Source organism: Bradyrhizobium sp. SZCCHNR1098 (genome assembly GCF_032489375.1).
Classification (GTDB): domain Bacteria; phylum Pseudomonadota; class Alphaproteobacteria; order Rhizobiales; family Xanthobacteraceae; genus Bradyrhizobium.
Map to the genome: position 1 here is coordinate 126,935 of NZ_JAUEXY010000007.1, position 14,210 is coordinate 141,144.

A 14,210-nucleotide genomic window follows, 5' to 3' on the forward strand; every position below is an offset into this window, starting at 1 on the left:
GAGCCCCGGAACGTTCGCCGGAACAAAAGGATCATGGTGCGATTGAATGAGATTGGACAGGAGACAGAGTGTCCCGCGGTCGGCTCACAAGAAAAACAGTTCTGGTCGTTGAGGACGAGGGGCTGATCCGCGCCAACGCTGTCGACATGATCAGAGACCTCGGTTTCGAAGTCATCGAGGCCGTTGACGCCGATCAGGCCATTTCGCTTCTCGAGCGATGTGACCGTGTATCGGTCGTTTTCACGGATATCCAAATGCCCGGTTCGATGGACGGCCTTCGGTTGGTCGCCGTCATCAGGGACCGCTGGCCCCCGGTTGCGCTCCTGGTGACGTCAGGTCAGGTGACCCCTTCGGAATTGCCGTCGGGCGCGCGCTTCCTTGCCAAGCCATATGGGGCCGAGCAGCTCAGGTCTCATCTCGAGGCGCTGGCCTGATGCACTCCCGACTGGTGCCGCGAGTTAGAAAGGTGCGACCTCACAAACGAAACGGCGCCGTCGGGATCGACGGCGCCGTTCGAGAGCGGAATTGCGCTGCGGTGCGGCTCAGCCGCGCTTGTCCATGTCGACATAGTTGCGCGTCGTGACGCCGGTGTAGAGCTGGCGCGGACGGCCGATCTTCTGTTGCGGATCCTCGATCATCTCGCTCCACTGGCTGATCCAGCCGACGGTGCGGGCGACGGCGAACAGCACCGTGAACATCGACACCGGGAAGCCCATCGCCTTCAGGGTGATGCCCGAGTAGAAGTCGACGTTCGGATAGAGCTTGCGCTCGATGAAGTACTGATCGCTGAGCGCGATCTTCTCGAGCTCCATCGCGACCTTGAGCATCTGATCGTCGGCGTGGCCCGTCTCCTTGAGCACCGCGTGACACATCTTCTGCATGATCTTGGCGCGCGGGTCGTAGTTCTTGTAGACGCGATGGCCGAAGCCCATCAGGCGCACGTCGCTGTTCTTGTCCTTCACCTTGGCGATGAAGTCCGGGATCTTGTCGACGGTGCCGATCTCGGCCAGCATGTTTAGTGCCGCCTCGTTGGCGCCGCCGTGTGCCGGACCCCACAGGCAGGCGATGCCGGCGGCGATGCAGGCAAACGGGTTGGCGCCCGAGGAGCCGGCGATGCGCACCGTCGAGGTCGAGGCGTTCTGCTCGTGATCGGCATGCAGGATGAAGATCTTGTCGAGCGCGTCGGCGAGAACCGGGTTCGGCTTGTACTCCTCGCACGGCACCGCGAAGCACATGTTCAGGAAGTTCTCGGCGAAGGAGAGCGAGTTCTTCGGATAAACGAAGGGCTGGCCGATGGTGTATTTGTAGGCCATCGCCGCCAGGGTCGGGATCTTGGCGATCATCCGCATCGACGCGATCATGCGCTGCTTCGGATCATTGATGTCGGTGGAGTCGTGGTAGAACGCGGCGAGCGCGCCGACCGAAGCGACCATGACCGCCATCGGATGCGCGTCACGGCGGAAGCCGTGGAAGAAGCGCGACATCTGCTCGTGCACCATCGTGTGATGGGTCACGCGATAGTCGAAATCCTGCTTCTGGGCCTTGGTCGGAAGCTCCCCGTACAGCAGCAGATAGCAGGTTTCCAGGAAGTCGCCCTTCTCGGCAAGCTGCTCGATCGGGTAGCCGCGGTATTCCAGGACGCCGGCGTCGCCGTCGATATAGGTGATCTTGGACTGGCAGCTGCCGGTCGAGGTGAAGCCGGGATCATAGGTGAACATCCCGGTCTGGGCGTAGAGCTTGCCGATGTCGATGACGTCGGGACCCACGGTGCCGCTCAGGATCGGAAGATCGAAATTCTTGTTGCCGACGGTGAGGGTCGCGGTCTTGCTTGCGGATTTTGCGTCCATCGTTTGTCCCCGATGAGATCGTTAGGCTTGGCCCTTGTTCTTTTTGAGAGATGGCAGGGCAGGTGGACTTTATCTAGTGCGGTGGCTTTGACATTCGCGTCACTGTCGCTGCCAACAGCTTAAGCGAAGGTCAAATCCGAAACCGTACTGGAATCTTATACTTACTAGTGTCCTTCGGCCCTAACATCCGTCAACGAGCCCGCCGCAACGTATGAAGAATGTCCGAGCCGGGAAAACCAGTGGGTGCCGCGCAAATGCGTATCGTATTGCCCTGTGCGCTGCAAGATGGGGAGCAATGCGACCTTATGAGGTGGTCTGGTCCTCCAGACGGCCCAAGGATTCATCACGCCCCAGGATCGCCAGAACGTCGAAAATACCGGGTGAGGTGGTTCGGCCGGTGAGCGCCGCGCGCAGCGGCTGCGCCACCGCGCCCAGCTTGAGATTGTTGGCTTCAGCAAACGCACGCAGCGCGGCTTCCGTGGCCGGTCCGCTCCAGGACTCGACAGCGGCCAGCGCCTCATGTAGCCGGCCGATCAAGGCACGGCTGTCCGGCGTCAGCAGGGCGGCGGCCTTGGCGTCGATCGGAAGCGGCCGGTCGGCAAAGATGAAGGCGGCGCCGTCGATCAGCTCCAAGAGCGTCTTGGCGCGCTCCTTGAGGCCGGGCATCGCCTGGGTGAGCTGCGCGCGCGTGACGTCGTTGAGCTTGGCCTTGAGAGCCGCGCCGTTCGGCACGTAATTCAGCACGTCCTCGAACTGGCGCACCAGCGCCGCATCGTCGCTGTGGCGGATGTAGTGGCCGTTGAGGTTTTCGAGCTTGGCGAAGTCGAACCGCGCCGCCGAGCGGCCGATCGCCGGCAGGTCGAAGGCCTTGATCATCTCCTCGGTGGAGAAGATCTCCTGGTCGCCATGGCTCCAGCCGAGCCGCACCAGGTAATTGCGCAGTGCCGACGGCAGATATCCCATCGCACGGTAGGCGTCGACGCCGAGCGCACCGTGGCGCTTCGACAGCTTCGAGCCGTCGGGCCCGTGAATCAGCGGGATGTGCGACATCGACGGCACCGTCCAGCCGAGCGCATCGTAGATCTGCTTCTGGCGCGCGGCGTTGATCAGATGGTCGTCGCCGCGGATGACGTGGGTGACGCCCATGTCGTGGTCGTCCACGACCACCGCCAGCATGTAGGTCGGATTGCCATCGCCTCGCAGCAGCACGAGGTCGTCGAGGTTCTCGTTCTGCCAGACCACGCGGCCCTGCACCTGGTCCTCGATCACGGTCTCGCCGGTCAGCGGCGCGCGCAGCCGGATCGTCGGCTTGACGCCTTCGGGCGCCTCCTTTGGATCGCGGTCGCGCCACATGCCGTCATAGAGCCGGGTGCGGCCTTCCGCGCGCGCCTTTTCGCGCATCGCGGCCAGCTCCTCGGCGGTGGCATAGCAGCGATACGCCATGCCGCTGGCGAGCAGTTGCTCGGCGACCTCGCGATGGCGCGCGGCGCGGCTATATTGGTAGATGACCTCCCCGTCCCAATCGAGCTCGAGCCATTTCAGGCCGTCCAGGATGGCGTCGATGGCCGCCGTGGTCGAGCGCTCACGGTCGGTGTCCTCGATCCGCAGCAGCATCTTGCCGCCGCGGCCCCGCGCATACAGCCAGTTGAACAGGGCCGTCCGGGCGCCTCCGATGTGGAGAAAGCCGGTCGGGGAGGGGGCAAAGCGCGTGACGATCGGGGAGGTCATGGGCGGCAGCACGAAATCCAGGCAGGGGCTATGAAGGGCGGGGGGTGTATAGCAGGCCTATCGCATAACTAAAGCCTTCCTTGGGGGAAGCGGATTTGGCAGATAGGCTGCCAAATTCCGGAGCAGGATATTCTTGATGACCACGACGACAGACACGGCGACGACGGCAGAGGCAGGGCGCGACTTCATCCGCGACATCGTCCAGGCCGATCTCGACAGCGGCAGGCACAAGACGATCGTCACCCGGTTCCCGCCGGAGCCGAACGGCTACCTGCATATCGGCCATGCCAAGTCGATCGGTCTCAACTTCGGCATTGCCCAGGAGTTCGGCGGCCGCTGCAATCTGCGCTTCGATGACACCAATCCGACCAAGGAAGAGCAGGAATATATCGATTCCATCCAGGCCGACGTGCGCTGGCTCGGCTATGACTGGGGCGACAACCTGTTCTTCGCTTCGGATTATTTCGAGCGGCTCTACGATTGGGCGGAAGGGCTGATCAAGGCCGGGCTCGCCTATGTCGACGACCAGTCGCAGGAGGAGATCCGCCTGTCGCGCGGCACGCTCACCGAGCCCGGCAAGAACAGCCCGTTCCGCGACCGCACGGTCGAGGAGAATCTCGACCTGTTCCGGCGCATGAAGGCCGGCGAATTCCCGAACGGCGCGCGCGTGCTGCGCGCCAAGATCGACATGGCCGCCGGCAACATCAACCTGCGCGACCCCGTGCTGTACCGGATCATGCACGCCCATCACCCGCGCACCGGCGACGCCTGGAAGATCTATCCGAGCTACGACTACGCCCACGGGCAGTCGGACGCGATCGAGGGCGTGACGCACTCGATCTGCACGCTCGAGTTCGAGGACCACCGGCCGCTCTACGATTGGTTCCTGGACAAGCTGCCGGTGCCGTCGCATCCGCACCAGTACGAGTTCGCGCGGCTCAACCTGACCTACACGCTGCTGTCGAAGCGCGTGCTGACGCGGCTGGTGCAGGACGGCCATGTCTCAGGCTGGAACGATCCACGCATGCCGACCATCGCCGGCCTGAAGCGGCGCGGCGTGCCGCCGGCTGCGGTGCGCGAGTTCATCAAGCGCATCGGCATCGCCAAGGCCAACAGCATCGTCGACGTCGGCATGCTCGAATTCTGCATTCGTGAGGAGCTGAACCGCACGGCGCTGCGTCGGATGGCCGTGCTGCGGCCGCTGAAGGTGGTGATCGAGAATTATCCGGAAGGCCAGGTCGAGGAGCTCGAGGCGATCAACCACCCCGACGATCCCGCAGCCGGCACGCGCAGGATCGCCTTCGGCCGCGAGCTCTATATCGAGCAGGACGACTTCATGGAGAACCCGCCGAAGAAGTTCTTCCGGCTGTCGCCGGGCAACGAGGTGCGGCTGCGCTACGCCTATTTCATCAAGTGCCGCGACGTCATCAAGAACGACGCCGGCGAGATCGTCGAGCTGCGTTGCACCTATGATCCCGCGACCAAGGGCGGCAACGCGCCGGATGGACGCAAGGTCAAGGCGACGATGCACTGGCTGCCCGCTGCGCAGTCGCTGACCGCCGAGATCCGCCTCTACAACCAGCTGTTCGCCAATCCGAGCCCCAATGCGGCCGACTTCACCGCCGATCTCAATCCCAACTCACTCGAGGTCCTGATCGACGCCCGCATCGAGCCGGCGATCGCCGAGAGCAATTCGGACGCACCGATGCAGTTCGAGCGCCAGGGCTACTTCGTCCGCGATCCGGATTCGATGCCCGACAAGCTCGTGTTCAACCGCACCATCGGCCTGCGCGACACCTTTGCGAAGGAGGTCGCGAAGGGATGAGATGGGGACCGCAGCCGCAGCTCAATTGATCGCTGCGAGGCCGGCCTCGGTCAGCGTTGGCACGCCATCGCTGACCTCGACCAGGCCGCGCTCCGCGAGGAGCGAGAGATCATCGTCGGCGACGGGGGAGAGCGTGAGCCGGTGGGCCTTGATGTCCCGCAACGTCCAGCGCAGGTGGATCGCCGTGTCGAGCGCGAGGTCGGCAAAGGGATCGTCATTGTCATGGTGGTCCATACCCGCATAAGCCCGTGCGGTGCCGAAAGTTCCAATGACGTTCCCGGCACCGGGATTGGATTCTCGTTCCGTTCCGCTAGTCGGATTCCCCGTGGTTTCGCTAGCCTCCATGCCCGTGAAGTAACGGGTGGTGTGGGCAATGGCGGAGCCGGTCAGGCCGCCGGGAGGGCGTCGCGGGATCGCGGGCGCGATGGCCGATGTCTGGCCGCCGCGCGGCGCGCTGGCCGGCGGCTGGCCCGCGATCGGGTCCGGCGCGTCGTCGGCATTCGCCGCCCGCCTGAAGAGCTGGGCGGTCGAGGAGGCCGGGGCGGGCCGGCTGCTGCCCTGGGTGCCGGTGGCGTTCGGGGCCGGCATCGCGCTGTACTTCACCGCCGATCACGAGCCGGTGCTCTGGATCGCCGCCACCACCGCGGCGCTGCTCTGCATCGTCGCCATCATGATGCGGCGGCATCGGATGTTTCCGGTTGCCGTGATGATCGCAGCTGCAGCGTGCGGCTTTGCCGCGGCGACCATCAAGACCGCGCGTGTCGCACATCCGGTGCTGGCGCGGCCGTTGTATTCGGTGGCGCTGTCCGGCTTCGTCGAGGCGCGCGACGTCCGCGAGCGCAGCGATCGGATCGTGCTGCGCGTCGCCGCGATGGAGAGCCCGCGCAACGCCGCCACGATCGCGCGCGTGCGGCTCGCGGTGCGCAAGGGCACGGCGCCCGAGGTCGGCAGCTTCGTGCAGCTCAAGGCGCGGCTGCTGCCGCCGATGGCCCCGGTGCGGCCGGGATCCTACGACTTCGCGCGCGACATGTTCTTCCAGGGCATCGGCGCCTCCGGTTTCGTGATGGGCGCGATCACGACGGCGACGCCGCCGCAGGCCGCCGGCTTCGGCCTGGGCTATGCGGCGGCCATGCAGGGTCTGCGCGATGCGATCGACGCACGCATCCGTGCCCGCCTGACGGGCGATGAGCGCGCCATCGCCACCGCGCTGCTGACCGGCCGGCGCGACGCCATCACGCCCGATGTCAACGATGCGATGTTCGTCTCCGGCCTCGGCCACGTGCTGTCGATCTCAGGCTATCACATGGCCGTCGTCGCCGGCGTCGTGTTCTTCGCCGTGCGCGCGCTGCTTGCGCTGATCCCCGGCCTCACCATCAGCCATCCGATCAAGAAGTGGGCGGCCGCGGCGGCGCTGGTCGCGGCGGCGTTCTACCTGCTGCTGTCGGGCGCGGAGGTCGCGACGCAGAGATCGTTCTTCATGACGGCCGTGGTGCTGATCGCGGTCATGGTCGATCGCCGCGCCGTCACCTTCCGCACGCTCGCGGTCGCGGCGATGATCGTGCTGATCGCGGCACCCGAAGCGCTGGTGCATCCGAGCTTCCAGATGTCGTTCGCGGCGACGCTCGGTCTGGTCGCGCTGGTGCAGTTCGGCCTGCCCAAACTGTTTGCGACGCCGGACAGCTCCACGACGCAGCGCATCGCGCTGTGGGGCGGCCGCGAGCTTGCGATGCTGCTGCTGGCCTCGCTGATCGCGGGGCTTGCGACCACGCCCTATGCCGCGTTCCACTTCCATCGCGTCACGCCCTATGGCGTGCTCGCCAATCTCGCGGCGATGCCGGTGGTTTCGGTGCTGGTGATGCCCGCCGGACTGCTCGGCCTGCTGGCGGCGCCGTTCGGGCTCGACGGTCCCTGGTGGACGCTGATGGGCCTCGGCATCGACTGGATGATCGCGGTGACGCGCTGGGTGGCGGCGCTGCCCGGCGCGGTCGGGCGCATCCCGGGCTTCGGCATCGGTCCGCTGATCCTGGCCAGCCTCGGCGTCATCCTGATCGGCCTGCTGCGCACACCGCTGCGCTGGTCGGGCGCCGTCGGGCTCGCGGTGGCCACCGCGTGGGCCGCCACGACGCCTCTGCCCGACGTCCTGATCGCCGGCGACGGGCGCGCGGTGGCGGTGCGCGGCCGTGACGGACGTCTGCATGTGATGCGCACCGGCAAGGACGTGTTCGCCACCAAGGAGTGGCTCGCGGCCGACGCCGATGCCCGGCTGCCGGCGGATTCATCGCTCGCCGATGGCGTCTCCTGCGACGAGGCGGGCTGCGTGGTCGCGATGGTCGACGGCCGATTCGCCGCCTTGACCCTGCGCGCCGAGGCGCTCGACGATGATTGCGCCCGTGCCGCGCTGATCGTCACCGCGCGCGCCGCGCCGTCATCCTGCGCGGCGGCCGTCATCGATCGCCAGCGCCTGCAGCAGCAGGGCGCCTTGATGCTGGTGCAGCGGGGCACCGGCTTCTCCGTCACGCCGGTGCGCGCCGGCGGCACCGACCGCCCGTGGTGGCCGGCGCCCGCCGAGGCCGGCGAGTTCGACACGACGCTGACGCCGCGTGCGCCGGTGTCGCGGCTTCAGGACGCGACGCCGCCGGAGACGGAGCAGGGCGAGCAGGATTGAGCGCCGGACAGCTCGAACGTGCTGAGATGATACAACGTGCTGAGATGATACTCGGTGTCGTCGGGTCCATCGAACAGCGAGGGACCTTCGACCAGCGTGAACGCAGCGCCCGGATATCGTTGCCAGACGGCGATGTCATCAACCGTGACCGTTAGCCATCCGAACGGAAGCATGTAGCGGCCGGGCTCGGTGATCCGGTCGGCCTTGTTCCAATCGATCTTGTTGACCGCGGCGGCAAGCTCCCCCGGCACACAATGCCGGCCGAGGGATGTCGTTCCTATTCGATGCGATGCCGGAGCGTGAGGTTCGCCCGAAAGGACCTTGCGCTTGCAGAAACCAAATCTCCCCCGGCCGAAAGCTCGCTCATGACCGAGAGAAATGCGGACGCGCAGGCGCTCAGGTGATGCTGATGCGGCGAATCGGTGTGGCCTGCGAAGCCGGAACGTCCTCCGCCATGCCCGGGCGGCGTTCGGCCGGCTGCTTGCTGACCGGCAATTGTAGCACGGTGACGCGCTGGCCCTCGCAGAGCTGGGTCACCAGCACGTGGCGGCCGTCGGCGAATTCGATCGCGTCGTGATGGCGATCGGGGATGTGCGTCTCGATGCTGTTGAACTTCGCGACGCGCTCGCGGATCGTCCGGGTCCAGAGCCAGCGGCTGTCGTAGCGGACGTCCTCGACAAATGCCAACTCGGTGCCGGGCAGCATGCAGACTGCGACGGTCGGCTCGCTCTCGAGGGCGAAGCCGCGGGTGGCGGTGCCGCGAAACGTCGTCGAGATCAACGTCTCGCCGACCTTGGCGGGACGGGACGCAACCGCATGGAGGCTGTAGTCACACATCGGATCGCTCCTCGTTGAGAGATAGCCGACCCACGCTCCCCCCGGACAGGCGCAGGCCTCTATCAGAGTGGACATCGAGGAGATGTTAGCGCGCGCTTCACGGCAATTCTGCGCTGATCTGCACCGCGTGCGCCCGCGGGCGATCACAAGCGTTTGAGCATGCCGCGCTGCACATCCTGAGGTGCATTCGCGCGTGACCAATTTCGATCGGCGGAGAAGCGCGTGCGCTCGCCGCCGATCGACCGATCGCGTCCGCGATCAGTACTTGCGATACAGCCCGACCAGCTTGCCTTGGATCTTCACCCGGTTGGGCGGCAGGATGCGCACCTCGTAGGCGGTGTTGGCCGGCTCCAGCGCGATCGATGCGCCGCGGCGGCGGAAGCGCTTCAACGTCGCTTCCTCATCGTCGATCAGCGCTACCACGATGTCGCCGGTGTCGGCGGTCTCGTTGCGCTGGATCAGCGCCATGTCGCCGTCGAGGATGCCGGCATCGACCATGGAGTCGCCGCGCACCTCGAGCGCATAGTGATCGCCGTTGCCGAGCATGTCGGCGGGCACGCTGATGGTGTGGCTGCGCGTCTGTAGCGCCTCGATCGGGGTACCGGCGGCGATGCGGCCCATCACCGGCACCGCGACGGGGCGCTCGCCATCGTCCAGCGCGGGAGTGCTGGTGCGCACCTTGCCGAGATTGCCCTCGATCACCGATGGGGTGAAGCCGCGGCGGTTGTTGGCAGCCTGTGACAGCTCGGGCAGCTTGATCACCTCGATCGCGCGGGCGCGGTTGGGCAGCCGGCGGATAAAGCCGCGCTCCTCGAGCGCCGTGATCAGGCGATGAATGCCGGACTTCGAGCGCAGATCGAGCGCATCCTTCATCTCGTCGAAGGACGGCGGCACGCCGGCTTCCTTGAGCCGCTCGTTGATGAACCGCAGAAGTTCGTACTGTTTGCGCGTCAGCATCTCGACCTGGTCCCCAGTTTGTTGTCGTCCGAGTCCAGGAGCTGCGCCTTGAGCACAAACCGGCTGAGAGCGCCTTGGAGTCGGACCATCATCGCGTCGCCCGCAACATACTAAAAACAAATCATGAACGGACACTATATGTTCGATGTGTGTTCCGCAATCCTTAAATTGTAGTGAACGGACCGGGCTTTGCCGGGGGAAACGGCCTAGCTCGGCAGGCGCAGGATCTCGCACGGGCTGCCGGCGGCGGCCTTCGGCGCATACGCCCGCCGGATCACCAGCGCCTGCGAGAGCGCGAGATTGCCGAGCAGCGACGAATCCTGCTGCGTCACCGGCGTTGCGATCAGGGTGCCGTCGGCGCGCTCTTCGAGCTGCGCCCGCAGATAGTCCTCGCGCGAATCGTTCGCCCCGAGCTCGCGGCCGAGCAGGGCGGTCTCGCGTGGCATGCGAGCTTCGTCACGGCCGAGCAGCCGCCGAATCAGCGGCACCAGGAACAGGATGGCGCAGACATAGGACGACACCGGATTGCCGGGCAGTCCGATCACCCTCATGTCGCCGAGCCGTCCGTGCATCATCGGCTTGCCCGGCCGCATCGCGATCTTCCAGAACGCCATCTCGATGCCCTCGGCTTCGAGCGCCTGCTTGACGAGGTCGTGATCGCCGACCGAGGCGCCGCCGGTCGTGATCAGGATGTCGGCCTTGGCCTCGCGCGCCCGCCGGATCCCGGCGACCGTGGCCTCCATCGTATCCGCGGCGATGCCGAGATCGATCGGTGTCGCGCCCTCGCTGCGCACCAGCGCCCGCAGGGCGTAGCCGTTGGAATAGACGATCTGGCCCGGGCCGGGCGTCGAGCCCGGCATCACGAGCTCGTCGCCGGTGGCGAGCAGCGCCACCTTCGGCCGGCACCGCACCGGCAGTGCCGGATGATTCATGCTGGCCGCCAGCGACAGGTCGCGGTCGCTGAGCCGGCGGCCCGCCTTCAGCAGCACCATGCCCTGGTGGAAGTCGACGCCCGCGGGCCGAATGTGCCGGCCCTTGATCGCGGCCTCGGTGATGACGACGTGGCCATCTTCGGCGATCGTGTCCTCCTGGATCACCACCGCGTCGGCGCCCTCAGGGACAACGCCACCAGTGAAGATGCGCGCCGCCTCGCCGGGTCCGACCACGCGATCGAACGGCCGCCCCGCCGCGACCTCGCCGATCACCCTCAGCCGCACCTTGGCCTGGGCTGCGTCCGCCGCGCGTACGGCGTAGCCGTCCATCGCCGACATCGCCTCGGGCGGCTGCGTCCGCAGCGCCGCGAGGTCGCGGGCCAGGATGCGGTGATGGGCCTCGTCCAGCGTCACCAGCTCCTCGGCCAGCTCCTCGGCCAGCGGCTCGGCGCCGGCGAGCACGGCGGACAACGCATCGGACACCGGCATCAGGGCCATGAGAGTTCCTTCGGACGGAGACGGCAGATCGAATGAGTCGCCTTCTAACCGAACGCGCACGGCTCGGCCAAGGGCTCAGGCCGCTTCCTGCCTTCTGATCGTCTGATGTGGGCCGCGTCCGGGCCGCTGCCTCACGATCGCGCGAGAAAGTCTGCAATCAACCGCGTGACCTCCTGCGGACGTTCCAGGCTCGGCAGGTGCGCCGTTCCGGCCAGCTCATGTCCTGACCCGTTCGGCATTGTTGCGGCGAGCAGCCTGCTTCGCTGCTGGATGTGAGGAAAGTCCAAGTCCCCCCAGATGACGAGCGATGGCGCGACGATCTCCGCGAGGCGCGGGAAGGCTGGTGCCATATCGAGAGTCGCGCCGGTTGGCGGCGCGCGGAGTGCGGCGGCGTTCTTCTTCAGGAACGTCTCGCGTGGCTCGCCGGAGATGCGTCCCTCGCGCTGCAAGGGACCGTCGACCCACAGATGCGCCTTGATAGCGCTGACCCGATCCCAATCCTGTGCGGCCTCGGCAGCGGCCAACGACGCCGTTAGCGCCTTGATCTCCGGTGGATAGACCGGCTCCGGCGCGCCGCTGATCGAAGGTGCGATCAGCACCAGCGATGCCATACGTGACGGATGGCGAAGCGCGAAGTCGAGCGCGATGCGGCCTCCTTGCGAGCAGGCAATCAGCGTCGCCGGCCGCCCCGGCGCGAACGCGTCGACGACGGCGAGCAGGTCCTCGACCGGAGAATGAGCTTCCTCATAGGCGACCGTCTCACCAAATCCGCGCCGGTCATAGGCGATCGCCATATGCGTTGCCGCGACGCCCTCGATCTGCGCGCGCCACATGGAGCGGTCGAACACTGCGGCGTGCAGGAAGACGACAGGGTCTCCCTGGCCGGCAACCTCGGCGGCGAGCCGCGCGCGGCCGGAGCAGACGTGATGCAGAGAGTTCATTTTGAATGCTATCCCGCAGCTGCGCGACAGGCGGCGCGCTCGGTCGTGTGCAGGATATCCGCCACCATGTTCCGCAGCCAGACCGATGCTGCATCACGATCGAGCTGCAGCGGCCAGACCATCGAGACGGCCGGCAGCCGCAGCTTCAACGGCGCGGGACAGAGCGTCAGCCCAAATCGCGGCCCGTAGAGCTTTGCCATCCTGGTCGGTATCGTCGTGATCACCGGTGATGCGGCGACCGTCGCCAGCACGCTGAGGAATTCCGAGGAGGCCGAGACCACGTTGAGCTCGGTCCCGATCTCATCCAGCGCCGCCTCCAGACAGCCCTGCAGGCTGTTGGTCAGCGTCACCAGCGCGTGCGGAAGCGACAGATAGTCGGCGAGGCTGATCGGCGTTTTCATCGCGATGCGCTTTGGATTGTAGACGCAGCTCAGCGCCTGCTCGAACAGGAGCTGGGATCTGTGCCGCTGTGCGACGGCGTCGAAGCAGCCGACCGCGACATCCAAGGCTCCGTCGTCGAGCAGGCGATGCACTTCGTTACGCTCGGTCGGCCGGCTGAGAAGCCGCACGCCGGGCGCCGTTCGACGGAGCACCGCGGTGAGCTCGGGGATCAGCAGCAGCTCGACCTCACTTGAAAATCCCAGGCGGATGGTGCGCTGCTCGGTCGCCGGGTCGAACTCCGGTGCGGCATGCAGCGCTGCCTGCATCTGCCCCAGCGCCGCCCGAACCGGCCCGGCGAGCACCGCAGCCTTTGGCGTCGGCTGCATGACGGCGCCGACGCGGACGAACAGCTCGTCCTGCAGCAGCACGCGAAGCGTCGACAGCGTATGGCTCATCGCAGGCTGACCCACCTTGAGGCGTGCGGCCGCGCGCGTCACGCTGCGCTCCTGCATGAGCGCGTCGAACGCGACCAGCAGATTGAGGTCGAAGGAGCGAAGATCGAAGTGATCGATGGACTGCATGAGCTGGATCGATTTGAGGAATGTATGACCTAGCCCTAGATCTCGGCCCAGACAAGACCACCGTTCGGATCGAGGCCGCCAGACATGCAGGACATCACGACCTATCGCGTCGGAGACGCCACCATCACGAGGATCTTCGAGATCGGCCTCGATGCGGTCGAGGGAGAGTTTTTGTTTCCGGGCGTAGAAGCAGACAGCATCGTTCGGGAACGAGGCCAGGTGGGGCCGGGATCGGTCGATCCGCACATGGGATCGTTGCGCCTGAGCATCCATAGCTGGCTGGTGCGGACGCCGGAGCGGGTGGTCCTGATCGACACGGCCACCGGCAATGACAAGGAGCGGCCCGGCGCAGCAGTTCTGCATCGCTTGAACGAGCCGTTTCTCGACCGGCTGCGGGCGGCCGGCGTCGCCCCTGGCGATGTCGATCTCGTCCTGATGACGCATCTGCACGCGGATCATGTGGGGTGGAATACGCAGCTTGCCGATGGCCGTTGGACGCCGGTGTTTCCGAACGCCCGGTACGTTTTCTCAGGCCGCGAGCGCGCCTATCTGGCGGCACTGTCGGCCGCTGACGGCTCGGATGCCGCGATCAGGGATGCGGCCGGTCTCGGTCGCATGCTTCATCCGCCGCTGCCAGGGGTCTACGAAGACAGCGTGCTGCCGATCGTCGAGGCCGGCCTCGCGCGTGAGATCACGGTCGATGGCAGCGAGGTCGTGGATGGCTTCCGCTATCTGCCGAGCCCTGGTCACAGCATCGATCACGCCTGCATCAGTCTCACCTCGCGCGGCGAGCGCGCGCTGTTCTGGGGCGATGTGATGCATCATCCGCTGCAGGTCGCGCGTCCGGATTGGAACTCGGTCTATTGCGAATTTCCGGACGCGGCGCGGAGCTCACGCCAATGGGCGCTGAACCACGCCGCCGAGACCGGCTCCCTCGTGTTCACGACCCACTTCGCCGAGTCCTCGGCCGGGCGGATCAGCCGCGACGACGACCGGTTCGCGTGGCAGTTCGCCTGAT

At 66.3% G+C, this 14,210-nt stretch carries 13 protein-coding genes; 4 read left to right on the plus strand and 9 right to left on the minus strand.

The annotated features are described in order from the left end of the window. The first annotated feature begins 68 nt into the window (after positions 1-68). On the plus strand, positions 69-434 hold the full coding sequence (locus QX135_RS16770) for a response regulator (RefSeq protein ID WP_315780193.1): 366 nt from the start codon (positions 69-71) through the stop codon (positions 432-434). 108 nt (positions 435-542) lie between these two features. On the opposite strand, the gene gltA is transcribed toward QX135_RS16770, so the two are convergent. Together gltA and gltX are read right to left on the minus strand one after the other, a co-directional pair. After that, a complete protein-coding gene (gltA, locus tag QX135_RS16775; RefSeq protein WP_315738222.1) occupies positions 543-1,847 on the minus strand; it encodes a citrate synthase in 1,305 nt (434 codons plus the stop codon). Between the two features lie 303 nt (positions 1,848-2,150). Further along, positions 2,151-3,575 (minus strand): glutamate--tRNA ligase, encoded by a 1,425-nt coding sequence (gltX, locus tag QX135_RS16780; protein WP_316234178.1) that lies wholly within the window; start codon positions 3,573-3,575, stop codon positions 2,151-2,153. A gap of 136 nt (positions 3,576-3,711) precedes the next feature. On the opposite strand from gltX, the gene QX135_RS16785 reads away from it, so the two are divergent. Beyond that, positions 3,712-5,400, plus strand: coding sequence for a glutamine--tRNA ligase/YqeY domain fusion protein (locus QX135_RS16785; protein WP_315780189.1), 1,689 nt, complete (start codon positions 3,712-3,714; stop codon positions 5,398-5,400). Positions 5,401-5,421: 21 nt separating this feature from the next. Here the strand turns inward: QX135_RS16785 and QX135_RS16790 are convergent, their stop codons facing one another. Continuing rightward, positions 5,422-5,634 (minus strand): hypothetical protein, encoded by a 213-nt coding sequence (locus QX135_RS16790; RefSeq protein ID WP_315738219.1) that lies wholly within the window; start codon positions 5,632-5,634, stop codon positions 5,422-5,424. A 139-nt stretch (positions 5,635-5,773) separates the two neighbouring features. Between QX135_RS16790 and QX135_RS16795 the strand changes: the two genes are divergently transcribed. Continuing rightward, the gene (locus tag QX135_RS16795) at positions 5,774-8,065 is read left to right on the plus strand and encodes a ComEC/Rec2 family competence protein (protein ID WP_316234179.1); all 2,292 of its coding nucleotides are present in this window, start codon (positions 5,774-5,776) and stop codon (positions 8,063-8,065) included. On the opposite strand, the gene QX135_RS16800 is transcribed toward QX135_RS16795, so the two are convergent. The 6 genes from QX135_RS16800 to QX135_RS16825 all read right to left on the minus strand — a co-directional run bounded on the left by QX135_RS16800 (position 8,020) and on the right by QX135_RS16825 (position 13,192). Next, positions 8,020-8,238: a hypothetical protein gene (locus QX135_RS16800; RefSeq protein WP_409998063.1), complete on the minus strand. Its 219-nt coding sequence runs from the start codon at positions 8,236-8,238 to the stop codon at positions 8,020-8,022. The genes QX135_RS16795 and QX135_RS16800 overlap by 46 nt on opposite strands. Before the next feature lie 223 nt (positions 8,239-8,461). Then, positions 8,462-8,902, minus strand: a complete 441-nt coding sequence (locus tag QX135_RS16805; RefSeq protein WP_315775027.1) for a hypothetical protein — start codon at positions 8,900-8,902, stop codon at positions 8,462-8,464. Positions 8,903-9,160: 258 nt separating this feature from the next. Next, complete coding sequence (lexA, locus tag QX135_RS16810; protein ID WP_172109545.1) at positions 9,161-9,859, minus strand: transcriptional repressor LexA; 699 nt, start codon at positions 9,857-9,859, stop codon at positions 9,161-9,163. A 206-nt stretch (positions 9,860-10,065) separates the two neighbouring features. Next, a complete protein-coding gene (gene glp, locus QX135_RS16815) occupies positions 10,066-11,289 on the minus strand; it encodes a gephyrin-like molybdotransferase Glp (protein ID WP_316176375.1) in 1,224 nt (407 codons plus the stop codon). 131 nt (positions 11,290-11,420) lie between these two features. Then, positions 11,421-12,230: an alpha/beta hydrolase gene (locus QX135_RS16820; RefSeq protein ID WP_316176374.1), complete on the minus strand. Its 810-nt coding sequence runs from the start codon at positions 12,228-12,230 to the stop codon at positions 11,421-11,423. An 8-nt stretch (positions 12,231-12,238) separates the two neighbouring features. Continuing rightward, positions 12,239-13,192, minus strand: a complete 954-nt coding sequence (locus tag QX135_RS16825; protein ID WP_315738214.1) for a LysR family transcriptional regulator — start codon at positions 13,190-13,192, stop codon at positions 12,239-12,241. Positions 13,193-13,276: 84 nt separating this feature from the next. Here QX135_RS16825 and QX135_RS16830 point away from each other — a divergent pair, with 84 nt between their 5' ends. Further along, the gene (locus QX135_RS16830) at positions 13,277-14,209 is read left to right on the plus strand and encodes an MBL fold metallo-hydrolase (RefSeq protein ID WP_316176373.1); all 933 of its coding nucleotides are present in this window, start codon (positions 13,277-13,279) and stop codon (positions 14,207-14,209) included. The last annotated feature ends 1 nt before the right edge of the window (position 14,210 follow it).